This window comes from Companilactobacillus sp. FL22-1 (assembly GCF_043951805.1).
Taxonomy (GTDB): Bacteria; Bacillota; Bacilli; order Lactobacillales; family Lactobacillaceae; genus Companilactobacillus.
Window position 1 is genome coordinate 119,960 of the sequence record NZ_JBINJY010000008.1, and the last position, 25,113, is coordinate 145,072.

The window sequence follows — 25,113 nt, forward strand, 5'->3', positions numbered from 1 at the left end:
TTTACTGTCAAACTCGAAGTAATGAGGCTAGAAAAAACCAACAAATTGATTTACTTTTTGAAAAACTTTTTCCAACTACTTAATAATTAATAAAAAGCCTCGCTTAATAACTAATTATCTCCAGTGCAATCAGTTATTAAGCGAGGCTAAACATATCAAAGATAAAATATTAGAATTTTAAAATAAATTGGGTTCCCTGAGGTTGATTATCAACCACGGTAATCTTAATTTGATTCAAGTCAGCCAGTTTCTTAACAATGGCTAAACCTAATCCCGTTCCGGGTATTGCTTGTGTTCTAGCTTTATCAACTCGATAAAAGCGTTCAAAAATCTCTGACTTCTCATCAGCTGCGATTCCAATCCCTTGATCAATCACTGCCAGACTGTCCTTAGTCAACTTAAACGTGATTGTCGAATCCGCAGGCGAATACTTACTAGCATTGTTCAACAGTGCGATAATTATCTGTTCCAAATTGTCTTGATTGACTGTGGCTAACAATTGCTTTTCACCACTGATGACTAACTTTTGCGGGATAGTAGGCTGATACGTTTCTACAATCGCTTGAACCATTGGTGCAACTTGAACTTGCTTGCGTTCAACTGTCAAATGATCCATGCGCGACAGCTTCAGCAAACTTTCGACTAACTTCTGCATTCTTTTAGACTCGCTATCAATAAAGCCAACTGAGCGTTCGATAATTTCAGGGTGATCTTGACCATGTCGCTGAATAAATTGCACATGGCCTCTAATGGCAGTAATGGGCGTCCGTAGTTCATGCGAAGCATCGGAGACAAACTGCCGGTCACGAATAGCTTGACGATTGAGTTGGGCTAAAAGTTGATTGAATTCTTTAGTCAAATCCTGAACTTCTTGAGGTTTATCAGGAAGTGGCAATTGCGTATCATAAGATACTTCCGGAGCCTGATTGATTTGATGAGTCGATTCGGTCAAGTTTTTTAACGGTTGATTCAACCTTTTTGCCAAAAGTGAAATTAACCAAATACCGATGAGAAAGCTTAAAATCATCACAATTAATAAAATATCAAAAATGACGTGAAAAACATGAGTCACACTGTGAAATCCCACCCAAATTTGATAGTGAATCCCTTTAACGTCACTCGTCAAATGATAATATGGGCGCCAAGTTTCTCTAATTTCGAGATGGGAACTAAACGGCACATGCGAGGCTTTTTGTTTTAAAAACTTCTTAGTACCAGATGAATAATAAACTTGTTTTTTACCATTTTCAGTAAAAGAAACCTTCACATTTGTGTCTTTCGTATTGATATTACTGTCTCTACGCCATTGTTCCCAATCAGGACGATCATCGATAAATGAACGTTGCAGACTATCCATCAAGCCATGAGCATCTTCAATCTTTGATTCAACTAACGAATAACCCACACCAATGGCTAAAGATAAGCCCATCGCAATCGTGATAAAAGCCAATAATAACGTATAGGTACGGGTAATTTGAGCCGTATTGGAATTATTTTTCAACGTTTTCATAGTCATCATCTCTCAAAGTATAACCGACGCCACGAACTGTTTTGATAATTGAATCTTCTGGGTCAATGTCAATTTTATGACGCAAATAGCGAACATAGACATCGACAATATTAGGCTGTCCTTCAAAATCAACACCCCAAACGTCGTTCAACAACTCATCTCGCGTCAAAGTTTCATTGATATTCTTTAAGAGAATCAAGAGCAACTCGTACTCACGTTGAGTCAACTGGACGATCTTCCCATTTCGCTTAACTTGACGAGACTTAGTATCAAGTACCAAGTCCTTGATCTGATAGACAGTCAATTTCTCGCTGGATTTCTTTTCGTGACGAAGGACAACACGAATCCGGGCTAACAATTCTTCAATTTCAAACGGCTTCGTAATGTAATCATCGGCACCACTGTCTAATCCCGCCACTTTATCACCGACATAATCACGGGCTGTCAACATGATAACCGGCTTATCTGACTGTTTGCGAATCCTTCTTAAGACTTCCAGGCCATCTAACTTAGCAATCATCCAATCTAAAATCACTAAATCAATTTCAGATTGATACTCTTGGAAAGTCTTCCATCCCATCTCACCATCGGTCGCCGTCAAGACTTGATAATCTTCAAATTCTAATTCCGGTTGTAAATATGAGATCAAGCTCTCCTCATCTTCAACTAATAAAATAGTTTTCTTCATTATATTTCCACTTATTTCTTCCAAATTTTTCGAAAAATAAATTTATGAATCAAAATGGTGATGATCAATAGAATTACACCAATTATGACTTCACTGAATAAAAAATTCCATCCAAATGCTTGCATCACATTCAAAATCGGATTGTTGAAAATTGAAATCAAAAGTATGTAGAGAATTATATCTGCTGTATAAATGTTCATAGAAGCCTCCTATTGATTGAATAATATCATATAATTAAAGTAATTAAGTTATTGAGGTGAAGAAATGCTACAGGATAAACATATCGCACTTTATGTCACTGGTGGAATTGCCGCCTACAAATCACTAAATATCGTTCGCAGCTTGGTCAAAAAACAAGCTCAAGTTCAAGTCATCATGACTGAAGCAGCACAAAAATTTGTCAGACCATTAACCTTTGCGACATTATCGAACCGACCAGTTATTACAGATAATTTTACACCACAAACGAGTCCAGATGATTTTATCCCCCACATTCAGCTGGCACTCTGGACTGACTTAGCGGTCGTTGTTCCCGCGACTGCAAATGTTATTGGGAAAATGGCTAACGGTTTAGCTGACGATATTGTTTCAACAAGTCTTTTAGCCACCAAAGCTCCAAAATTAGTATTTCCAGCTATGAATACTGATATGTACAATAATCCGGCCGTGCAAGCAAATATGCAGACTCTAAAACGGCACGGTGTGCAAGTCGTTGAACCAGCAACTGGCTTTTTAGCTGAAGGAATGACCGGCAAAGGTCGCTTACCAGAATTGGACGATATCGTTACAGAAATTGAACATAATTTTTTGGCAAGCAAATTGGCTGGTGTTAAAGTGGTCGTCACTGCTGGTGGCACCAAAGAAGCCATTGATCCTGTCCGTTTTATCGGTAACCGTTCGTCTGGAAAAATGGGAATTGCTATGGCCAAAGTTGCTCGTGATTTAGGTGCCGAGGTCACCTTGATCACCACCGTTGAAACACCTCTTTCAGGAATGAAAATCATTCAAGTCCAAACTGCTTCAGAAATGATGGAACAGTTAAAACAAGTCTTTAATAACACTGACGTCTTAGTAATGGCCGCTGCTGTGGCTGATTTCAAACCCATCAATGTTGCTGATCAAAAGATCAAAAAAAATGATGATGAAGATATCTTCACCATCAAGTTAACAAAAAATCCTGATATTCTTAAAACTGTTGCTGCAACCAAAACTCATCAATTCGTGGTTGGTTTCGCAGCTGAAACCCAAAATCTACTCACTAACGCTGAAAAGAAATTGAATAGCAAACACGCTGACGTGATTTTGGCAAATAATGTTGCACAAATTGGAGCTGGCTTTAACGTTGATACCAATCGGATAACATTGTTGCAACATGATCATGAGCCACAAACTTGGCCTTTGATGTCAAAGGAAGCCGTTGCTGAAAAGTTCTGGGACTTTTATCTAAAACGTTAATTAAACAAGCAAAATAATTAATTCATTGAAGTTTCAATATTAGATTCATTCTTTATGTTAGATTTGATTTTATCTTTTTTAGCACGTTTTGATTCTATTACCCACATTAGAATGAAAACAACTATTGTGACTAACAAACCAATCATAGGTGTTTTGAGCAAAAGTCCAACTACAACTGCATCCGTGCAATCGTAACCTACACCTTTTACTCCATATGAGGTTAAGTTTATTAGAGTCGTAAATAAAGCCGATGAGAAAATCAACATAAAGCCATAAAAGATACCAGCTACTGTAGCGCCTCGAATACCACCACGAGCATTTCCAAAAATACCCGCAACACCCCCAGTAAAAAATGATCCAATAATCGAAATTAGTGGAACAACACCAAATACCAAACCACTGACCAACATTCCAATTAGCATTCCTACTATTCCTGATAGGAAACCTATCATAAGGGCATTTGGAGCAAATCCAAAGAGAACAGGGACATCAAGTGCCGGTAAGGCGCCTGGAACAACTTTATCAGAAATCCCTTTGAAAGCTGGAATAATTTCTCCAAGGAACAGTCTAATCCCTTGAAGTAATACTAAAATTCCAGCTGTAAATCCAAGCGCCTTCAATATAGCAAATACAATATAATTAGTACCATCTGTCAAATTCTTGACAGAACTTGGACCCGCGGCAATAAATAAGATAAGATAGAAAAATCCCATAACGATAGAAACAGAAATTGCTGTGTCTTTAAAAAAATTTAAATATGAAGGTAATTTAACATTCTCGGCATCATTATTTTTATTTCCTAATAATCCTCCAATGTAACCAGCAGATACTGTACCCAAAGTTGTTAAGTGCCCCATAGCAAACATATTATTCTTTGTTACTCTTTTTACAGTTGGTTGTGCAATTGAAGGCAAAATAGAAGTAATCATTCCTTGCATCAATGATCCAAAAACAATTGTTAAATTATTACTATAGCCACTCATAATAAACCCACAAGAAATAACTATAGATAAAATCCACATCATATGACCTGTTAAGAAAATATACTTCAAAGGAGTAAATTTGGCTATTAATAGATTAACTAAAAAGCCAATCCCCATTATCAATGCTGAGGTAGCAGCAATTTGAGTAACATTAGCTTGCAATGCACCTACAACCGCTTCGGAACTAGTTGCAAATCCATTAAGATGAAATACTTTAGAAAAAACAGTCGAAAATGGAGTTACTTCACTAACAATCAAACCAGAACCAGCACTTACAATTAACATACCCACGGCCGTTTTAACAGTACCTGAAAAAACTGTCCCAAAATTTTTTTTCTGCAACAATAAGCCTATCATTGCTATCAATCCAAGAATTATTGCAGGAGTTTGGAGAATTTGAAGAATAAAATCTAACATTTTTATACCCCCTGTTTTTCAAAATAATCGTTTAACTTATCCTTAACTTCATTTACATCCATGATATTGGTGATGTAGATAACATTAGGGTTATCTTTAAAGTTATCCTTAAACTCATCTGAAGTGACTATAAAATCATGCTCTTGTCCTGCCACTGTTCCTAAATCCCAATGTTGAACATCTGCAATTATGCCTAATTGCGATAGAGCAGACTCTACGGTCATCTTCAACATCAAACTAGTTCCTACACCCATTCCACAAACTGTCATAATTTTCATTATTAAATGACCTCCATTTATTCTCAAAGATTAGTAATAACCGAGCCGTATTTTTTAATGTACTTATCATTGATCTTGTCACCTTCATCCAGGTTAGAGCTTACGTAAATCGGCGGATTTACTCCTCTTTCAGACAGTAATTCTATTGTTCTAGCTACAATAGATTCCATATTCAACATTCCTAAGATTGTCGATGTTCCACAAAACTTGGCGCTAACCCCTTCAATGGATAATGCTGCATCTCCTTTATCACATGCTATATCAACAACTACGTCTGCAACATCCTTCAGCAATTTCCCAGAAGAGTGTCTGCTGTACACTCCTTCAGTAAACGCTCTAGATGTCACTGCGATAACTTTCAATCCCATACGTTTTGCTTCAAGAGCCATATCAATTGAGGCAGCGTTTCGCCCAGAAACAGAAATAATAATCAAGGTATCATCTGACGATGGATTTTCTAGATCAAAGTATTTGTTGCTAAACCCTTCAATTCTCTCCTGAAGCGTACTCAATTTTGCTTTAGGTTGGAGTGCATAATGCGGTGACAACATTGCATTCACCGGAACTAATCCACCTGCACGATAGAAAACCTCCATTGCAAACATTTGAGAATGTCCAGTTCCAAAAACATGTATGACCTTCCCTTTTTGTACAGAATCAGCACAATAACTAGCAGCTTGATTTATGGGTTCTCTATTTTCAATATTCTGAAGTTTCATTTGTTTTGTAACAATTTCGTACAATTCATTATTTTTCATGTTGTTTATCTCCATTAGATTCTATTTTTACTTTTTGAATTGAATTAATGATTTTCTTTTTTTCATTATTCTTTAGTTTCATTTTAAAATCATCATCATTAAGTAAAGCAACTAACTCAGAAAGTGCCTTTAAGTGAGTATCATGGTCAATAGTTGCTAAGCATATGACGGTGTGAACTGGATCATTTTTTTTATTACCAAATTTGACATCATTTTCTAACGTGATTAGGCTCATCCCAATTCTATTTACACCATCATTTGTACTTGCATGAGCTAGGGCTATACCCGGTAATATAACGATGTAAGATCCAAATTCCTTTACAACATTTATCATTCCTTCTATGTATTCATTTTCAATGGAACCATTATTCAAAAGAATATTGCCAGACTTCTTAATTGCATCTTCCCAATTTTCTACGGGTACATTTACACGAATATTATTTTCTGTTAATAACTCTTTTAACACTGGTATCCTCAACTCCTTATAACTCTTATTAAATTCTTCTCTCATTAAATCCCTTGTTTTGCTTGCTATAAATTCAGACAATTGTTTTAACTCATTATCAGTTATATACGGCGAAACTTTTACATAATTCATTTTTGAGTTATGCAAATTGACGGTAGATAATACCAAGTCATAATTTTCATTAATCTTCTTTACATCTGATATATCCTCAATGGAAGCTACTTTACATTTAAAATTAAATATTTTAGACAATTTAATTTGAAGTAATTGTGATGTCCCAACTCCCATATGACAAACTAATAAAACTCTCAATTTGGCTTCAGTTAAAGATTTAATACGTTCAATTCCCGAAATTACATGAATTGTTAATAGATAAATATTTTCTTCAGTATTAAAACCTAATTTGCACATACGGGGTATAGAATCAACCGTTTGTGAAATTACATCAAATACTTCATTATATTTTGATTTAATTTGTATCATCATCTCATCCGATATAGTGTCGTTATTCGGAAGTGGAACCTGATTTATAACTGTTTGAAAATGAAGAGTGAGATTATTTATAAAATCACTGTCCTCCAAAAAGTTTATCTTTAACTTTTTCGTAATTTTATCTACAAATTTTCCAGCTAAAATATCCAACTTAAGATTAAGTCTCTTATCTATTAATTCATTTTTTAGCAAATGAGAGCGATTTATAGCATTTAATAACTCAGATACTTCTATTGTAGAAAATCTGATATTGAAAAAAGATTCCAAAAGAGAAAGTGTCTTTCTAACCTCATCAAATTCAATATCGTCTATCTTTGCAACCTTAATTATTGTGTTGCTTTCTAGTAATCTGATAATACTTATACACAGATAATCTGATATTTGAAGGAAAGACTCATACGTAAACTTGATATGCAAACTTTGTTCAATTTGATCCAAACAAAATCTAATTAGCTCTTCTTCTACCTCACTAAATGGAGATATTATTGGTATACGTTGCCTTATAAATCGTGAAGTGTTGATGTACCTATTTCTGATAGCGCTTTCATCACCGGTCAAAAAAAAGCCTTTCTTTTTACTAAATTCTAAATGGATTCCTTCTTTGCTAATTACTGTTTTTAATCTTCGCACATCATTATTAATCGTACTTCGACTGGCTTGACAAATCTTTTCTAAAAAGTCTATTGTCACCCTACTCTTGTTAGTTAAGATAGAATAATAAATAAATTCCATTCTATAATCAGGATTTATCAATAAATTATTGTTATTAGTGTTTTCTTCAATCGCTAATGCCCTAATTGAATTGTGATCACCATTATAACTGAGAAAAGTTTTTGTATTTTTTTCTAACGAATTAAGATTATGAGCAATTAAATATTCATCTATTTCATCTAATGTATTTCTCACAGTTCTGTCAGACACGCCTAAAAAAATTGCTGCTTGCTGTTGTGTTATATTATCGTGTGAAAGAATCATCTCTAACAATAGCTTTGCTCTTTCATTCATAAAACTCCTTTCCCTTTCCTTCGAGTATTATTTTATCAGCATCTATTTGTGCAAAAAAGCACAAACTATTTCCAATTATTGGAAATAGTTTACACTTTAGCAAATAATTGAAAGAATAATAGATATTGAATTGTATTCAAAAAATGATGGTGAGATTATACTCGCCATCATTTTTTGAAAAGAAATAACATCATATAGCAACTTCTATATCCTTAACTTAATAATAATAAGACTTACACTGGTTTTTCAAAATTTCGATAATAAATTGGTTCAGGCACTGACAAATCATTCGCTCTGAGCCATTTTTTTATTTGCTCACCGAGGTTTTGAGCCATCAGTGCTGAAACCATAATCTGTTTTTGAGAGATATGGTTAACATGTACACCTGCCGTGATCGTACAACTACCTGGTAAATCATTTTGAATAATCTTACCTATTCTAATTGCTAGAACATCATCTTTATGCAGGCGACCGTCATGACTGGGATAACGTATCGTTTGCATAGCGGTGTTTTTCGTTAAGGTGGTAACAGTTCCAATGTGTGGGTTGTCGCCACCCGTTATAGCGATGAATAAATCTTTACCGATAATTGTTACTTGAGCTTCTATCATATAATTTTCTCGGGTGACTGAAAATTTCATTAAATTCCCTCCCAACGGCCACTAATATCATTTTTAATTCCTAACGCATCTAGCTCTTTCATGGTTTGATGATCGATTAAATCTTGAATTGTCGGGGGATGATTGTAAAAGGCTGGAATAGGAGGAATCATTTGCACGCCCATCTGCGACAACTTTGTCATATTTTCCAAATGGATCGTATTTAAGGGCGTCTCTCTGGGAACAATAACTAGCTTACGTTGTTCTTTCAACGTTACATCAGCTGCTCTTGAAATCAAATTATCACCAAGCCCCACCGCAATACTAGCAATTGTTTTCATACTTGCCGGAACGATAATCATGCCATCGGTTAAAAAAGAGCCACTGGCAATTTTGGCACCCAGGTCACTGTCACTATAAAAATAATCAACTGAATCCTTGATTTCTTTTAATGATACATCGGTCTCAAGCTGTAAATTTTTCTTTGCCCAAGCACTGAAAACGACATGAGTTTCAACTTCAGAAATAGCTTGGAGTTTTTTTATCAGATCAATTGCGTAAATTGTCCCTGAGGCGCCAGTGACACCGATAACTACTTTTCTCATCGAGGACTATTCCTTCTATTCTAAATATTTTTCCCAATCATCAACTTGCTTGAATTGAGCTCGTTGAAATTGATTTTTCATATCAAATGGTACGGTTCCGTCAAAAATAGTTTTTGAACTCATTCCTCGGAAACGAATCGATTTAGTATCATACTGGGGTCTCTCCGATGGATCTAAGGGATGATTTCTCATTCCGGAAAGAACCATAATATCTTGATCACCTTGGAAGCGCGTATTCAAAGTCCACATAACATCGTTCATGTCAAAAATATCAACATCTTCATCAACTAAAATAACTGTTTTTAACTCTTTAAAAGCTGATAATGCCAAAATTTCCGCCTGGCGTTGAATTCCTTCATCTGCTTCATCATCTTTATGAATTTGCATGATTGTCATCAGTTTTCCTCCACCGGCTGGAGGATTATATACATTCACAACTTTACCTGGGATCGCTTTATCAACTAATTCTAAAATTGAGGCTTCTGTTGGAATACCTGCCATTGAAACGTGTTCTTCACTGGGACCGATCATTGTCTGAAAGATGGGATTCTTGCGAGTGGTAATAGCTTTGACTTTAACCACATTGACGGCGGGATTAGCGTCACCATCATAACCAGGAAATTCAGGCATGGCTTTACCAGTGTTTGTATTGATATCTTCTTGCATCGTTTGATTAGGAATGATTTCAGCTTCGATAACGTATTCTGCCAAAGCGATTGCTTTCTCGTTGACCGTCTTTGCATCAACTAATTGGACAGCTTGTTTGCGCAACGCCCCTGCAACATTCAATTCATCATATCCTAACGGCGTAGTTGGTGGCTCAAATGTTGCACCAATAGTGATAGCAGGATCTAAACCAATATTGATAGTTATTGGCATAGGCTGATTTATCTTTTCAAATTCCTTCTGGAAATGGCCAATATGACGGCCACCAGGCATAATATACATCCCCAGAGTATCCCTATCTTCAAGAACCATTCGATGGATCGTTACATCAGACATAGTTTTTTCAGGGTTTGAGCCTAAAACTACCCCTACAGTGATATAAGGTCCCGCATCATATTCAGTATTAGTTGCTGCAGGTAGAATTTTTCTGATGTCAAAATCTTTGTCGCTTGCTTTATATACAACTTGTTGAACGGGGGCATTTTTAGAATCAACTACCACTGGTGCCACGGGATGCTCAACTGAATCCTTCAAAAAGCGTCCTAAAGTTTTGTAATCATGATGCAAGATCTTACCGACTCTTTTCCGACTAGCCATCGAACCAATATAGATTCTTCTTTGCGGAAAACCTTTAATATTATTAAACATCATTGAAGGTCCACTTTTGGTTGGTCGTTCAATCGTTCCTCCGGCACCAATGTAACGATATACACCTGATAATTCTGCATGAGGATCAACTTCCACATCAGTCTCATGATACTCACCTGGAGTTTGCTTTAATTCATCTATAACTTTTCGCAAATCATACAATTCTTCTGACATTTTATTGCCTCCTTCTATTTAACAGTGATTATTATAGAGGCTGACAAATGCCTGAAACAATTCAAGATAAAGTAAAAAGCATTCCAAACTGGAATGCTTAATAGTTATTTCTGAGTTTTTTTCTTAGGAAGTTGTAATTCGAACAATAATGGATTAGAATCCGGTGCAATTCTCAAACTAAGCTCCAATTGAGCCCGAGTCACTCCAACGTACAAAAGACGCCGTTCCTCTTCAATGAAAGCCGAATAATTCTCAACTTCTTTATAAAAAACATGAAACATTTCAAATTCTTTTTTCTTCGTCAATGTTTTATCCAAGTTGATAGGATTGAAGGCATTATTGTGGGTTATATCTTTATAGTTGTCAATGTGGGCCGCTTGCAAAGCATGTTCTAGAAATTCAAAGTTTTGTTTATAAACTGATTTCCACTTTTTGACAAATTGCTCGAAGGCCATGGCAGGCGGGAACCAATCATTTAACACTATGCCTGCTTTTTCAACTTCCTTATCAGTCAATCCGTATAAATAAACATATTTGAACTCTAAACCCTTTGCCTGATGTAAAGACAAGAATTGAATACGATGTTGCTTATCTTGTTGGTGACGATCAGAAAGAATATCTTTTTTCTGCGCCTCGTCAAAGAAAAAGTCATCGATACTCTCATATCGTTTCAATTCTTCTTCCAAATATTGCTTGATATCTTTGACTTCAACTTTGGACATAAAATTCTTCTCAACCATAAAATCAAAATACCTGTCTGTTAAACGATTAGCAGCTTGGTATAGATCCTTGATCAAACTAGCTGATAATTTGTGCTTACTATCCACACTTGTTGTCTCGTCTAAACGTGTTTTAAAACGTTTAATGCTATTAAAGTAGACTTGAACCCTTGCATCGGTCCGTTTAAAGGGGGTATTTGTTTCAGCATTATATGCTTCAGCGGCCAATAAATAATCACTTAATTTTTCAAAATCATTACCTGATCTGGCCTCAACTTTTCGAGTGTGGTCCTTATACGCCCGAAAGCCGATTCGATTAGCATGATCAGAAAAGTATTGATATTGATCCTGCCACAAGCCTTTCATCAGTTCAGTTATAATACGATAAATCAAATTATTTTGTAAGATGGCTCCAGCGTTATTAATGTTGGCGTATATTCCTTGATTAGCTAGCCAATCGGCCAAGAGCATTCTTGAGGAGTTGTAACGAACCAGTATCGCTATGTCATCGTTATTAATTTGAGGATCATTAATTTGTTTCACTAGCCGCTTCAACATTTTCGAACCGCCGTTAAAGCCCGATTTCTTACTGCTATATAAAACAAACTTCCCTAAATCTGGGCGTCCTGATAACAATTCCTTATCAAGGCGCACATGGTTTTGTTTGATTAGGGGAATAACCCGCTTGAGAATCTTTTCTCCAGTCCGATAATTAGTTGATAAATTCAATTTGGTAGCGTTCGATAAAAGACGTTTGTAATTCAAAATATATTTCGAATTACTACCTCGAAATGAATAAATACTCTGATCATCGTCACCAATAACAATCAAATGCTGCATCGTTTCTTTGCTAAGTAATTTGGAGATTATTTGCCATTGCAAATTATCGATATCCTGAAACTCATCGATCACCGCAATCTTATAACGTGACATGATTCGTTGATAGTACTGCAAATAATTAGGATCATGCATACTTTCAATCAATAATAATTTCATATCATTGAAATCAATATAACTATTTTGCCGCTTCAACTCTTGATACTTACGAAGTACCGCTAAATAATCTTCATAAAAACCCTCATCGTGATTTTGACGAGAAAACTCGGACATTGCTTTGACGGCCTCACTGAAAGGTTGATTCTCTGTGGCTGTTGGTAAAATACCATCTGTCGTTAAGCCTTGATTGATTAAATAATCATTTAAATCAAACATTTCTTCCAACATTTCTGCCTTCGTTATAACGTTACTAGGATGTTTTATTTGATCAGTCAGATCACGCATAAAGATTCGATAGCTTGTCAATACTTGTGATCGTTGATATTCAGGATTTTGCCGTAACAATTGATAGAACAAGGCGTGAAAAGTCGTAAAATTGGGTCGGCCAGCTGGTAGATTCAAGGTGGTAGCTTTTAAGTCGTTAACGAAGTTATCATAACGATTACCCATATCGACCCGTGACTTGTGGGAAAAAGTAATACCAAGAATTTCATCAGGATCAGCATTACCTTGGGCGACAGCTATCAGTGCCATCAAAATAAAAATCGTTGTCTTACCCGATCCAGCACAGGCATTAACTAACAACGGTTTCGTAAAGTCATTATTAAGAATTTTTATTTGTTCTGCGGAGAACTTCATTTTCAGACCTGATTCCATCAGATCAATTATTTCCTTGGTTGATAAATCTTGAATCATTCTGTCTCCTCATTACTTGTCTTAGTTTGAATATAATCCCAAAAGAACTCACTTGCTTGAGAATGCTGCCCCTTTAGCCGAATAAAGCTTAATTTATTCGTAATATTAGTCAGCAGAGGTACAATTTTAACCTTTTCAGCGAAAGGACGAGCCATTTTAGCTGTCATCACTGAAATACCCATATTATTTTGAATCATCTGCATGATCAAGTCGACTCTGGTACCTTGATAGACAATTTGTGGGTTGAAACCAGCTTTTTCGCACAGTTGTTTAACAGGTTCATACAAATTAGTCGCTTCACCTAATATTAGAAAACGTTCTGACTTCAATGCAGCTAAATCTAACTTTTCTACAGCAATTGGATAATCTTGCGGTAAAACTGCCACAAAGTAATCATCCTCCATCACAATACGTTCCAAGTCAGAATGGTTAAACTCAAAGGTTCGCGCAAAAATGATCTCACACTCACCTGCCCGCAATGAGGGAATCAAATGATAACTCTCTTCTTCTTGTAATTGAACTTGTATCCCAGGATAATCTTTCAGAAATTGACTAATATAGTTAAAGCTTCGATAACTGGGCATAGTGGGAATGGTATGTATCTTCAATGTTTGTCTCTGATTGGCCTGAAAGTCATTCAGTTTGACCGTCAACTTATCAAAATCACCTAAAATTTGTTTGGCATTAGGTAAAATCAATCGTCCTGCGGGAGTCAATTCAATTGTACGATGAGCCCGTTTAAAAAGTGTAACCCCTAACCCCTTTTCCAAAGCCAAGATTTGTTTAGAAATATTGCCTTGCGTGGTGTAGAGGTTCTCAGCTGTTTCTGTATAATTGAGTGTCTTTGCTAAATCCACAAAGACCGCAAACTTTCGAATATCCAACGTCTTGCCCCATTTCTTTAGTAACCATTCCATACGGAGTTTAATTGTAGCATTTTTTGAAAAGAAAAAAAGATGCTCTCCGATTCTCATGCGAATCAGAGGGCATCTTTAAAGTCGACTACACTGTAGCCCATTTTAAGCTTCATTTGGTTTTTCCATCAAAAGTAACAAAATCAAATAGGCTATAATTCCTGGAAAAAGCGATGTCAATGAAACCGCTACGTAAAGCACTCGGCCGACAGCTGGATTCCAATCATACTGTTCACAAAATCCAGCAATTACTCCACCTAATATTTGATTGTCTTTTGATCTTCTAATTGGAATATGCATCACTAAAACCTCGATTAATTAATAGTCTGGACTTTCCATCAATAACCACAAGACTAAGTAGCCTATGATGCCCGGGAATGGGGTTAGAGATAAAATCAGCCATAAAACTCTTGCAACTGTTGGGTTCCATTGAAAATGCTCTGCTAATCCTCCAATGACACCTGCAATTACGTAATTACTCTTTGAACGTTTAATTGGAATATGCATAATTTACTTCCCCCTTTTCATCTATAAACACATCATAAAAGATTTCCCGATAATAGTACATAGAAATTGCTTACAAACACCTTACAATCTTGTCATCTGCACTTATATCGCCATTTTCACAATGACTAAAGCTCTTTAAAAATTTGTTCACCATACAGTTCTGTAAATAAGTCCCTGCGCTTATTAGATTCTAAACGCTCGTCATCATGATGAGCTTCCTGAGATAAGCGGGCCATCAAGAAATAGCAATTTGCTAACATATAATGAGAATCGTGTTTGGCAATAAAAGCTATTCCGTCAACCAAATACGCTGTCGAATTTTGATAATCATTCAGTTTAAAATAAATCAACGCTGCTAAATAATAGAGAATATTTTGATTTTCTTGATAGACATATTCGCTCCAATTGCGAAAAGCCAGATCCACACAATCAACCGCGGCTGTTTTGTTACCTTGTAGGGCACTGATATAGCCAATACCTAAATAAGCTAGTCGTGAAATAGTCTCCAAATGCAAGTGATCGACTTCTGCTAATGAGCGCTTTAAAGATGCAATTGCTTTAGTTAAAGCACCTGTTTGCAATTGGGCGATACCTAAATAATAATAGTAAACTTGCAATTGGTGAGATGTTTCTAAGTTATCAACAACCTTGTTTTGTTCTAAATATTGTCGTAGTTGTTCATATTGATGACTTCGACACAACTTATCAACCATTTCGTCAAATTCTTGATTGTGACCAATTGAGAAATTTTTTGCCAAACTAATTTCATCTAAATCAACATCCAATTTATTAGCCAAATTAATCAACAAATTGGCATTTGGTATATAAACATCATTTTCGATAGCCGAGAGCATGGATTGAGCGCAGACTCCCTGGGCTAACTCTTGTTGTGTCAAACCTTTTTCTTTTCGTAACTCTTTTAAAACCGTCCCTAAATTTTTCATATACATCCCTGACTTCTTTGAAACAACTATTTAACCTAATTTTAGATTAAATCGCTTCAAAATGCACAAAAAAGAAGGAAACTTGTTAATCCTAAGCTTCCTTCTGAGATAATTAATCTTCTTTTAGAGCTGGATATGTCCAAGCCGGATTCTCATATCCATGAAATGACTTTTTAATAACTTCAGCCACTTCTTCTTTATGATAGGCCTTAGCAATTTTTTGATAGGTTGGATTATTTTTATCCTTAGCATTAACCGACAAAATATTGACATAAGGCTTAGACTTAGCGGTTATTTTTTCTCGATAGACAGCATTCTTAGGATTCAATTTGGCATCACTAGCCACACCACTGTTAACGCACGCAGCTGTTAAATCATCTAAAGATTTAGCGGTTTGACCAGCATCCAGTGAGGAAATCTTAATACCAACTTTATTTTCAGTAATATCTTGTAAATTTGGAATCTTGGCGTTATCCAACTTGATTAAACCAGCACTCTCCAGTAACTGTAATGCCCGACCTTCGTTAGTTACATCATTCGGAATACCAACTTTGTCACCTTTTTTGAGTTGACTCAAGCTCGTGATTTTTTTCGAAAACAACGACATTGGTGCGATTACAGTTTCGCCAATCGACACGATATCAGTTTTGTGTTTCTTGTTCCAATCGCTTTGGAAGGTATAAGTTTGGAAGTCGTTCATATCGATTTCACCTTGTGCTAGAGCAGTATTGGGCTGACTATAGTCACTGAATTCAACAATTTTTAAATTGATTCCTTCCTTTTTAACAATTTTGGCAACTCTTTCTAAGGCCGGATCATTAGCTCCCGTAATACCAACCTTCACCGTTTTCCCAGCTTGATTATTTCCACAACCAACCAAAACCAATAAACTAAGTGTGGTAACGAATACTAAAAATATTCCCTTAATCTGTTTTGTTAACATGATATCCCCCTAAAAATAAAGAGTCACTTCTATTGGACTGTAATTAGCCTTTAGAAGTGACTCTTTTCATATCTTTCTAAAAGCAAATGCTGAATATTTACTTTTCTGATGAACTAATTAATTCAATACTTTGTAATTCCAAGCAGGACTTTCATATCCGCCGAATTCTTTCTTGATCTCTTTAGCAACATCTTCTGATTGATATGCTTTAACTATTTTCTTATATGCAGCTTTATCCTTATCTTTGGCATTAGCTGAAATAATATTTACATAAGGTTTTGATTTTGCAGTAATCTTTTCGCGATAGACAGCCTTTTTAGGATCTAACTTAGCATCACTGGCTACACCACTATTAACGACTGAAGCTGTTACATCATCTAATGATTTAGCTGTTTTAGCAGCATCTAATGGTGAAATCTTCAAATTATGTTTATTTTCCGTAATATCTTTTAGAGCAGGAATCTTACTGTTATCCAGCTTGATCAAACCAGCGCTTTCCAACAATTGTAAAGCTCGACCTTCGTTGGTTGTATCATTTGGAATGGCAATCTTATCACCATCTTTGATCTGACTTACTTTGGTGATTTTCTTTGAATACAAAGCCATTGGAGCAATTACTGTTGAACCGATGGAAACGATGTTAGTATGATGTTTCTTATTCCAATCGTTTTGGAAAGTGATCGTTTGAAAGGCATTCAAATCAATTTCACCTTGTGCCAAAGCCGTATTAGGTTGACTATAGTCTGAAAATTCAACAATCTTTAAATTGATTCCTTCTTTTTTAACCTTCTTAGCAACTAAATTCAAAACTCGATCATCTGAACCTGTGATACCAATTTTTACAGTTGTTGTTTTATCACTAGCACTAGCTTTATTACCACAACCTGCTAAAACGAAAAAACTCAATGTGGCGACGACTAATAGAAATATTCCCTTAAATTTATTTTTCATTGTATTACTCCTCCTCAAATAAAAAACGCTCTACTCGGCAGAGTTTGCCAAATAGAGCGCATGATCGAGCGGTATTCTAAAGCAAACTCCCCATCTTTACTTTTCAAAATACCAATCAATTTAATTACTAATGTGGTAGATGTAATTAAATTAATGTTCTAACTTACGAACCGCTAAATCACCTAAACCTTGAATGACGAAGACGAGAACCAAGATGAATAACATGGAAACAATCGTCACGTCATTTTCAAATCTTTGATAACCAACGGAAATGGCCATATTACCAAGACCACCACCACCAACAGCACCAGCCATGGCAGTTAAACCAATCAAACTAATAATCGTTAGTGTTCCCGAACGGATAAGTTCTGGTAGGCCTTCACGTAAATAAACTCTAAAGATAATCTTCATTGGCGACAAACCAATCGCTTCGGCAGCTTCGATCACACCAGAATCAACTTCAACTAAGGCTAATTGAACTTGTCGAGCAAAGAATGGTGCGGTTCCGATTACTAATGGTACTAAGGCTCCAGTAGGTCCAATTGTCTGTCCGACAATCAACTTAGTGAAAGGTCCAATAACCGCTAGCAAAATAATAAATGGAATTGATCTAAATAGATTGACCAACTTATCAAGCCAGTAATAGAAATTCTTATGTGGTGTAATACCGTCTTCGGCAGTCACGACCAAGAGAATTCCTAAAATAATACCAATAATTCCGGCGAAGAAGGCACTGACAAAGGTCATATAAAGCGTTTGCCAGATGGCAGTGACGAAACCATTATCGCCCTCCCAATTAGCAACAACATTGGGTAAAAATTTATTAAGTATGTCTGTCATAAATTATTTGCCTTCTTCCTTTAAATCGATTTCTTTAACGTTCACATTTAAACTATTCAAATATTGAATCGCACTTTCAACCTTATCATCATCCCCAGTTAAAGCGAATAACATAATCCCAACGGTGGTATTTTGTAATCTTTCAATATTACTGAACAAGATATTTGCTTCGACTTGGAAACGTTTGTAAAGTTCAACTACGATTGGTTCATTGGTAGAATCACCAATATAATTCAGCTCGATCAAACGGCCTGAAAGTTTGTCAACAATACCACTATCACGAATTTCATCAAGAACTGAACCAATGTGGGTCGAAGTGTTAACGAAGTCTTTTGTCAATTGTTTCTTCGGACTACCAAAGATTGACAACAGATCTCCTTCTTCAATCAAACGACCATTTTCCATCACTGAAACGCGGTTACAAATTTGTTTAATGGCATCCATTTCATGAGTAATAATTACAATCGTAATGCCCAATTCCTTGTTCAAGCGTCCTAATAGATCCAAAATTTCTGTGGTAGTTTTAGGATCCAAGGCACTAGTTGCCTCATCTGAAATCAAGATCTCTGGATCATTAGCTAAAGCTCTAGCAATAGCAACACGTTGTTTTTGCCCACCAGATAATTGTGATGGATAGTTACGAGCTCGATCTGCTAGACCAACGATATCCAATAATCGATCGATTTTTTGTTTACGTTCAGCTTTACTTAAACCAGAATCTCGTAAAGGAAAGTCAACATTTCCATATACCGTTAAGGAATTCATCAAGTTGAAATGTTGAAAAATCATTCCAATATTTCGACGAGCTGTGCGTAAATCCTTTTGACTCAATTGCAACATATCCTGACCGTTTACGATCACTGAACCGGCAGTTGGCTTTTGCAAGAGATTGATCACTCGGACTAAAGTACTTTTACCAGCACCTGAGTAACCGATAACTCCAAAAACATCACCTTTTTGAACATCGATTGAAACATCTTTGACCGCTTCAATCGTCTTGCCTTCATTCTGGAAAGTTACATCAATGTTCTTTAGCTGAATTATCCCTGTTTGTTCTGCCATTTAATAATTACTCCCTTAATTTACCTAAGAATTGATCGAAGAAATCGATGAAGTCTAAATAATCTTTAATTCTAATATTTTCGTTTGGTGCATGGTTACCAGCTTTAGAATAGCTCACACCAGTTGAAACGATTGAAGCTTTAGTGTACTCGTTTAACAAGTACATTGGACCAGTACCTGGGCTTGATGGTAAGGCTTCGATTTTGTCTTCACCACCAAAATAATCTTTGGCGGTATCGATCAACTTATTGACAATTGGACTGTCGAGATCCCAACGATATCCCTTTTCACCTAATAGATACTTAACTTTGACATCCGTAAAACCTAGCTCATTCAAATACTTTGTTAACTTATCGAATAAGTCGTGTGGATCTTGATTAGGGACTAAGCGAAATTCTAGTTTAGCTGTGGCAGCCTTAGGAGTGACAGTTTTTACACCATCACCTTCCCAACCACTGCTAATTCCTTCTATATTAATAGTGGGATTAAAAGTTAAATTGTAATTTACTGATTGATTCTTTAATAGTGGCACTTGCAAATCCCACTTTTCTTTTAGATCGGGGGTAATGGCTTTATTGACCAAATCAATCTCTTTTTGAGTAGGCTGAACGACATCATCGTAAAAGCCTGGGATTTTAATGTCTCCTTCAGGAGTACGCAACGCATTCAAGGCTTGGGTCAATCTCCATGTGGCCGAATCAACAACCGCTGCGAAAGATGAATGTAAATCAATATCGGCGGAAACTGCCTCTAATTCAAAACATAAAACACCTTTATTACCGCCGGTAAAATTGAACTGCTCTGCTTCGTTCTTATATCCTGATTCCCAAATTATCAGATCAGCACTTAGAAGGTCGTGGTATTTTTTTAAATAGTCTTCTAAGTGACGACTGGCAACTTCCTCTTGGCCTTCAATTAAGAATTTAATATTACAAGGAAGATCTCCATGTTCTTGACGATAAATTTTCAAAGCTGTAATGCGGCTAATCAAATCAGCCTTACAATCTGAAACACCGCGTCCGATAAATTTATCATCTGTAACTTTCAATTCGAAAGGATCGGAATTCCATAGTTCCAGTGGTTCTGCTGGTTGAACATCGTAGTTATTGTAAATCAGAATCGTGGTATCACTGGGCTGGTTAGGCTTAATTTCTGCGAAAACAACGGGATATTCGTATTCCTTCCAAACTTGTACATCGGCACCGAAATCTTGTAATAATTTTGCGAGGAAATCGGCCGTCTCAGTAATGGATTGATTTTTTGCTGAAACAGATGGTAGTGCTATGTATTGTTTTAAATCTTCAACTGATTTCTGAATTAATGGATCTGATAATTTTGACATTAGAAAACCTCCTCATTTTCAATTACAAATATCAGCTAAATCTTTAGAGCTTAGCGTTCCAAGCTGGAATTTCATTTCCGCCATAAACCTTCTTGATTTCTTTGGCTACATCATCAGTTTGGAAAGCCTTAACAACCTTCTTATAAGTCTTGTTATCTTTATTCTTCTTTTGTGTAACGATTAAATTGATCCAAGGAATCGACTTCTTGTTGATCTTTTCAGTAATAACTGCCTTCTTAGGATTTAACTTAGCATCACTTGCTACGTTACCGTTAACGATGGCTGCATCAACACTATCTAATGAACGAGCTGTTTGAGCAGCATCAAGTGTTGTAAACTTCAAGTTCAATTTATTTTCCTTAATATCCTTTGTTGATGGTAATGTCTTGCTTGGATCCAACTTGATTACGCCATTGTATTCAAGTAATTGTAATGCTCTAGCTTCATTAGAAGCATCATTAGGAATAGCAATCTTAGCACCATCTTTTAATTGACTAAGTTTAGTGATCTTGTGTGAATATAAAGCCATTGGTTGGATAACTGTCTTACCAATTGAAACTAGGTCTGTCTTGTGTGCTTTATTCCATGCATTCAAGAAATCTGTATGTTGATAAGCGTTGATATCAACTTCACCTTGAACCAAGGCTGTGTTTGGTTGATTGTAATCGTTGAATTGAACGATCTTTAAATCAATTCCTTCGCTCTTAACATTCTTTTGAACGACTTTCCAAATTGGAGCATCTGATGGATTGATTCCCACCTTAACTGTTTGTTCTTTGCTTTGATTGCCACAACCGGCAAGTACAAAGATAAAAATTGCTGTAAAAGCTAGTAAGATAACCTTACTTAATTTCTTAAATTTACTCATGTTTTTCTCCCACCTTAACTAATACTTAACCAACTTAAAATATTTATAGAAACAAAAAAAGCCGCTTCCAAGCTGAACATTTCTGTCCATTACTTAGAAGCGACTCCTCGCGGTACCATTCTAATTCGGAATAAACTTACACTTATCCCCTTAACAACATACAAAGATTCTATATGCGTGTACTGTAAAGGGTACCAACCATTGCATCTTTATCCGAAGATTCAGCGCACCAATCACGGGTCATTTTCATTCAAGCCGTTGCCCTCATCTCAGCAAATAGAGGTTTTCTGTACAAACGGGATTGAATTACTTCCCCCGATCAAATTGTTTTAATAAATATCTCTTGTTAATCGTTGGTTAGATAATACAATCTAAATTTTGAAAAGTCAATTGAAAAAGTCGGACTTTTTTAGAGATTTTCTAATTTTACATTTTAATGCCAACTTGCATTTATATTATTTACTGAAAGAAAACCCTATAATTTCAAGGCTTTATCTGGCCTATCGTTACACGTTTTATAACGTTGAATTTAAATAATAATTTATGAAAAAAATTTAAAAATACAGATTTATAATAATCAATTATTCTTAAAATTAATTTTTTACTAATAAAAAAAGACCTTCTCTTTAATAGAAAGTCTTCTGGCAATTGTCTATTCAAATTATGATAAAACTTCAACTGAAGCTGTTGTAACACCATAAGATGGGATTGATGAACTTGGCATAGCAACATCTAATTGGTTAGGATTGCTGTAGGCAAATGTTCCTGTATCGTTAACAGTTCTGTAGAGAACCGTTCCATCTGATAAGGTAATCTTCAATTGTGTACCCTTAGGAAATACTGAAAGGTTAGCAGCAACACCACTATAACCCATATTTGAACCTAGAACGGCTGGATCATAGAATGAAATCTTAAAAGTACCTTGAGAAGTACCAGTTGTAGTTGTTGATTGAGTTGTTGCTTGCGATGATGTATCTGTTGTTGCTTGTGTATTAGCACTTGTGTCAGTATTAGTTGTGTCTGTAGTTGCGGCTTGTGTATCAGCAGATGTAGATGTATCTGTTGTAGCCTGTGTATTAGTGTTATCTGTTGTAGTTGTACTTGCGGTTGTATCTGCATTAGTACCAGGTAGAACTATTGTTTCACCTGGGAAAATCAAGTCAAATCCGCCAACTTCGCGTCCGTTAGCTTGTTCTAGAGCGGAAATACTAATTCCATTTGCAGCTGCAATACTCTTATAAGTATCACCCTTTTCAACAGTTACGGTACTACCATTATTAATGGCAGCTTGAGCTGTATTTGTTGAAGCCAAAACTCCTGTTAAAGCCATTGCACTTACTAAAGCGATAGATAAAACTTTTTTCATAAATTAATTACATCCTTATATTTAAAAATTTTTAGCTCTCTCAATTGCTATGGTGCTATATTAACAGGTCAATATTACATGACAACAACCTCAAGGTTACATTTTCGCAGTTTTATGTAACTTAAGTAATCTATCTGAAACATTATGTTTTAGGTATTTTAAACTTTAATTGCGATAAATGTATATTCATGATATAGTATTAAATATGAAGAATAATAAAAAAAGATTGTCCGCAAAACTACTACTGATGTTGGTAGCTTTGGAACTTATCGCATTTAGTCTTAATATGTTCTTCGAGCCGCACAGTATAGCAGCCGGTGGTGCCACTGGAATTGCTATTTTGTTGCAAGCAGGATGGAAAATCCCAACATTCATCTCGGTTCTGTTCATAAATATTGTGATGTTAGTACTGGCTTACTTACATTTGGATCGTCAAACCACGATCAAATTAGCTCTAGGAAGTTTTTCACTACCCCTACTGTTATATGTGACTCCTGTTTATAATTTAATTCCTAATAGTCGGGTCATCTCTATAATAGTAGGAAGTATCATTTTCGGAATCGGTCTAGCGATTCTCTATACCCTGAATATGTCAAGTGGTGGTACGACCGTGCCTCCAATGATTATTCATAAGAATTTTGGGATTGATAAATACATCAGTTTATTCATTATTGATGCAATTGTTTGTTTAGGAAACATTGCTTTGACTGATATAATTTCATTCCTATTGGCGGTAATGTCAGTTGGAATTTCCAGTTTATCGATCAAAGGATTCGGATTGCTTCATGCAAAAAGAATTGCACAATAAAAGGCGCACATATCAAAGTATCGAGTTTCGAGTATTTTGACATATGCACCTTTTTTTTATTGTTTCAAATTCTGTTGTTCTTTATTAATTACCTTATTGTTAGAAAGTTCAATTTTAATCAACGAATTTACTGATGGATCTGCTTCAGTTAGATCGGTTTGATAAATTAAAGTTCTCATTCCATTGACGTCGGAATAATTGTCGGGATCGCCTAATACATTAATTACTTTATTATAACTGTCACCGACTTTTAACTTATCAAAATCTTCCATAGATAAAAGTTTCTTCCTATCAATATCCAATCCTTGAATTGACTTTGCAGTTGCTTTATTTTTTTCCAATGTAATTTGAACTGTGACATTTTGCTTGTTATCAGTTCCATTCCAACTGAGAGTGACAATGGACTTATCAACAGCTAACCGTTCAGTATTATTGGGTTCACCTAAGAGATCAACAATTTCTGACTTGCTGAATCCATTTTTACCAGTCTTAATCGAATTATATTTTGAAATAAAGGAAGCATCATTAGCAATTTTTTTCTTAGCTGCTAGACTTTTACTTTGGCTAACCGTTGCTTTATCAGCTTGATCTGAATAGAAAGAATAGTTAGCAATATAAGTTGTAGCTGATACAATGATAAAGATAGAAACAATCGTGATCCAAAACCATTTTTTCCGATAAAAAGGTTTGATATCATTTTCATCCACGTTTTCATACCTCCGTCTATATTGTATTTTAGCAATTTTCATACCAAGAGACACTTCTTAAGCATTATTTTTTAATAAAAAGCTAAACTAACTATTTGCTATCTTTCTAAAACTTAGATATTATAGTAGTTGGACATCTTTGGGGGTGTTCTGGATTCGACATGTGTAGTAGCGTGCAAGCTGCACTTAGGGTTTCGTGTCCCTCTAAAAACACACAGTTTATTATAACTGCAAAAAATAATAATTCTTACGCATTAGCTGCCTAAAAACAGTCTAAGCGTGATCCATTCTAGCTTCGCCCAAGGGTTAGAAATGGGTCTCAAAATTATTGGGCTACGTTTAACTGTGCATTCTGAATAGTTGAAAAGAGATTACCGGAATAGTTACTTCGGTTAGCCTGGTTGTATGGCGTTCGAAGTAGCGAAACTTTAAATGATACAACTATGAGTGTAGATGCTTGCATAGCATTATGCTTGGACAGGGGTTCAATTCCCCTCACCTCCATAATACGGATTTCAGCCAGTTGTATTAAGGCATATAAGCCTTGATATGACTGGCTTTTTCTTTTTCATAAATTTAATTAAAATCACGGAATTGGTCGGTCAGTCGGTCATTTAGTCGGTCAATTAATCAAAAATAAAATATATTTGCGACGGGCGAGCGTAATTGTAACCATCATCTTAATTGATGATGGTTTTTTTAGATA

General features: G+C 35.7%; 25 protein-coding genes, 1 other RNA gene and 1 other annotated feature. Of the genes, 3 read left to right on the forward strand and 23 right to left on the reverse strand.

Features of this window, described 5'->3' with window-relative positions; translation table 11 throughout:
• Positions 1-169 precede the first annotated feature (169 nt).
• From ACG72T_RS08305 to ACG72T_RS08315, 3 genes are read right to left on the reverse strand one after another with little or no spacing between them, the layout of a single operon-like run.
• On the reverse strand, positions 170-1,510 hold the full coding sequence (locus ACG72T_RS08305; protein WP_395265732.1) for a sensor histidine kinase: 1,341 nt from the start codon (positions 1,508-1,510) through the stop codon (positions 170-172).
• Positions 1,491-2,198 (reverse strand): response regulator transcription factor, encoded by a 708-nt coding sequence (locus ACG72T_RS08310; RefSeq protein ID WP_395265733.1) that lies wholly within the window; start codon positions 2,196-2,198, stop codon positions 1,491-1,493. Before ACG72T_RS08310 ends, ACG72T_RS08305 begins: the two co-directional genes overlap by 20 nt.
• Positions 2,199-2,209: 11 nt before the next feature.
• Positions 2,210-2,398, reverse strand: a complete 189-nt coding sequence (locus tag ACG72T_RS08315; RefSeq protein WP_395265734.1) for a hypothetical protein — start codon at positions 2,396-2,398, stop codon at positions 2,210-2,212.
• A gap of 64 nt (positions 2,399-2,462) precedes the next feature.
• Here ACG72T_RS08315 and coaBC point away from each other — a divergent pair, with 64 nt between their 5' ends.
• Positions 2,463-3,653: a bifunctional phosphopantothenoylcysteine decarboxylase/phosphopantothenate--cysteine ligase CoaBC gene (coaBC, locus tag ACG72T_RS08320; protein ID WP_395265735.1), complete on the forward strand. Its 1,191-nt coding sequence runs from the start codon at positions 2,463-2,465 to the stop codon at positions 3,651-3,653.
• Between the two features lie 17 nt (positions 3,654-3,670).
• Here the strand turns inward: coaBC and ACG72T_RS08325 are convergent, their stop codons facing one another.
• The 19 genes from ACG72T_RS08325 to ACG72T_RS08415 all read right to left on the reverse strand — a co-directional run bounded on the left by ACG72T_RS08325 (position 3,671) and on the right by ACG72T_RS08415 (position 22,892).
• Positions 3,671-5,053: a PTS ascorbate transporter subunit IIC gene (locus tag ACG72T_RS08325; RefSeq protein WP_395265736.1), complete on the reverse strand. Its 1,383-nt coding sequence runs from the start codon at positions 5,051-5,053 to the stop codon at positions 3,671-3,673.
• A 2-nt stretch (positions 5,054-5,055) separates the two neighbouring features.
• The gene (locus ACG72T_RS08330; protein ID WP_395265738.1) at positions 5,056-5,331 is read right to left on the reverse strand and encodes a PTS sugar transporter subunit IIB; all 276 of its coding nucleotides are present in this window, start codon (positions 5,329-5,331) and stop codon (positions 5,056-5,058) included.
• A gap of 23 nt (positions 5,332-5,354) precedes the next feature.
• Positions 5,355-6,089, reverse strand: a complete 735-nt coding sequence (locus ACG72T_RS08335; RefSeq protein ID WP_395265739.1) for a sugar isomerase domain-containing protein — start codon at positions 6,087-6,089, stop codon at positions 5,355-5,357.
• Positions 6,079-8,052 (reverse strand): BglG family transcription antiterminator, encoded by a 1,974-nt coding sequence (locus ACG72T_RS08340; RefSeq protein WP_395265740.1) that lies wholly within the window; start codon positions 8,050-8,052, stop codon positions 6,079-6,081. The genes ACG72T_RS08335 and ACG72T_RS08340 overlap by 11 nt, the downstream gene beginning before the upstream one ends.
• A gap of 233 nt (positions 8,053-8,285) precedes the next feature.
• A complete protein-coding gene (locus ACG72T_RS08345; RefSeq protein WP_395265741.1) occupies positions 8,286-8,693 on the reverse strand; it encodes an amino acid decarboxylase in 408 nt (135 codons plus the stop codon).
• On the reverse strand, positions 8,693-9,256 hold the full coding sequence (locus tag ACG72T_RS08350; RefSeq protein ID WP_395265742.1) for a UbiX family flavin prenyltransferase: 564 nt from the start codon (positions 9,254-9,256) through the stop codon (positions 8,693-8,695). The genes ACG72T_RS08345 and ACG72T_RS08350 overlap by 1 nt, the downstream gene beginning before the upstream one ends.
• A gap of 15 nt (positions 9,257-9,271) precedes the next feature.
• Positions 9,272-10,744, reverse strand: a complete 1,473-nt coding sequence (locus tag ACG72T_RS08355) for a UbiD family decarboxylase (protein WP_395265743.1) — start codon at positions 10,742-10,744, stop codon at positions 9,272-9,274.
• Between the two features lie 104 nt (positions 10,745-10,848).
• The gene (locus tag ACG72T_RS08360) at positions 10,849-13,155 is read right to left on the reverse strand and encodes a UvrD-helicase domain-containing protein (protein WP_395265744.1); all 2,307 of its coding nucleotides are present in this window, start codon (positions 13,153-13,155) and stop codon (positions 10,849-10,851) included.
• Positions 13,152-14,072 carry a LysR family transcriptional regulator gene (locus tag ACG72T_RS08365; protein ID WP_395265745.1) on the reverse strand — a complete coding sequence of 307 codons (921 nt, stop codon included), beginning with the start codon at positions 14,070-14,072 and terminating at the stop codon, positions 13,152-13,154. Before ACG72T_RS08365 ends, ACG72T_RS08360 begins: the two co-directional genes overlap by 4 nt.
• 102 nt (positions 14,073-14,174) lie before the next feature.
• Positions 14,175-14,369 (reverse strand): PspC domain-containing protein, encoded by a 195-nt coding sequence (locus tag ACG72T_RS08370; RefSeq protein WP_395265746.1) that lies wholly within the window; start codon positions 14,367-14,369, stop codon positions 14,175-14,177.
• 18 nt (positions 14,370-14,387) lie between these two features.
• Positions 14,388-14,576, reverse strand: a complete 189-nt coding sequence (locus ACG72T_RS08375) for a PspC domain-containing protein (protein WP_395265747.1) — start codon at positions 14,574-14,576, stop codon at positions 14,388-14,390.
• A gap of 125 nt (positions 14,577-14,701) precedes the next feature.
• Positions 14,702-15,520: a helix-turn-helix domain-containing protein gene (locus ACG72T_RS08380; RefSeq protein ID WP_395265748.1), complete on the reverse strand. Its 819-nt coding sequence runs from the start codon at positions 15,518-15,520 to the stop codon at positions 14,702-14,704.
• A 112-nt stretch (positions 15,521-15,632) separates the two neighbouring features.
• Entirely contained in the window at positions 15,633-16,448 is an 816-nt protein-coding gene (locus tag ACG72T_RS08385) for a MetQ/NlpA family ABC transporter substrate-binding protein (protein WP_395265767.1), read from the reverse strand.
• 132 nt (positions 16,449-16,580) lie between these two features.
• Positions 16,581-17,414 carry a MetQ/NlpA family ABC transporter substrate-binding protein gene (locus tag ACG72T_RS08390; RefSeq protein ID WP_395265749.1) on the reverse strand — a complete coding sequence of 278 codons (834 nt, stop codon included), beginning with the start codon at positions 17,412-17,414 and terminating at the stop codon, positions 16,581-16,583.
• A 150-nt stretch (positions 17,415-17,564) separates the two neighbouring features.
• The gene (locus ACG72T_RS08395) at positions 17,565-18,254 is read right to left on the reverse strand and encodes a methionine ABC transporter permease (RefSeq protein ID WP_395265750.1); all 690 of its coding nucleotides are present in this window, start codon (positions 18,252-18,254) and stop codon (positions 17,565-17,567) included.
• Positions 18,255-18,257: 3 nt separating this feature from the next.
• Entirely contained in the window at positions 18,258-19,316 is a 1,059-nt protein-coding gene (locus tag ACG72T_RS08400) for a methionine ABC transporter ATP-binding protein (RefSeq protein WP_395265751.1), read from the reverse strand.
• A 7-nt stretch (positions 19,317-19,323) separates the two neighbouring features.
• Entirely contained in the window at positions 19,324-20,658 is a 1,335-nt protein-coding gene (locus ACG72T_RS08405; protein WP_395265752.1) for a M20/M25/M40 family metallo-hydrolase, read from the reverse strand.
• Positions 20,659-20,701: 43 nt separating this feature from the next.
• On the reverse strand, positions 20,702-21,526 hold the full coding sequence (locus tag ACG72T_RS08410; RefSeq protein WP_395265753.1) for a MetQ/NlpA family ABC transporter substrate-binding protein: 825 nt from the start codon (positions 21,524-21,526) through the stop codon (positions 20,702-20,704).
• 92 nt (positions 21,527-21,618) lie between these two features.
• Positions 21,619-21,858 (reverse strand) — a binding site (T-box leader).
• 329 nt (positions 21,859-22,187) lie between these two features.
• Positions 22,188-22,892 carry a LysM peptidoglycan-binding domain-containing protein gene (locus ACG72T_RS08415; protein WP_395265754.1) on the reverse strand — a complete coding sequence of 235 codons (705 nt, stop codon included), beginning with the start codon at positions 22,890-22,892 and terminating at the stop codon, positions 22,188-22,190.
• A 205-nt stretch (positions 22,893-23,097) separates the two neighbouring features.
• Between ACG72T_RS08415 and ACG72T_RS08420 the strand changes: the two genes are divergently transcribed.
• Complete coding sequence (locus ACG72T_RS08420; RefSeq protein ID WP_395265755.1) at positions 23,098-23,700, forward strand: YitT family protein; 603 nt, start codon at positions 23,098-23,100, stop codon at positions 23,698-23,700.
• Positions 23,701-23,756: 56 nt separating this feature from the next.
• Here ACG72T_RS08420 and ACG72T_RS08425 read toward each other — a convergent pair whose 3' ends face one another.
• A complete protein-coding gene (locus tag ACG72T_RS08425; protein WP_395265756.1) occupies positions 23,757-24,407 on the reverse strand; it encodes a DUF3862 domain-containing protein in 651 nt (216 codons plus the stop codon).
• Between the two features lie 141 nt (positions 24,408-24,548).
• Here ACG72T_RS08425 and ssrA point away from each other — a divergent pair.
• Positions 24,549-24,914, forward strand: a transfer-messenger RNA (tmRNA) gene (gene ssrA, locus ACG72T_RS08430).
• Positions 24,915-25,113 lie beyond the last annotated feature (199 nt).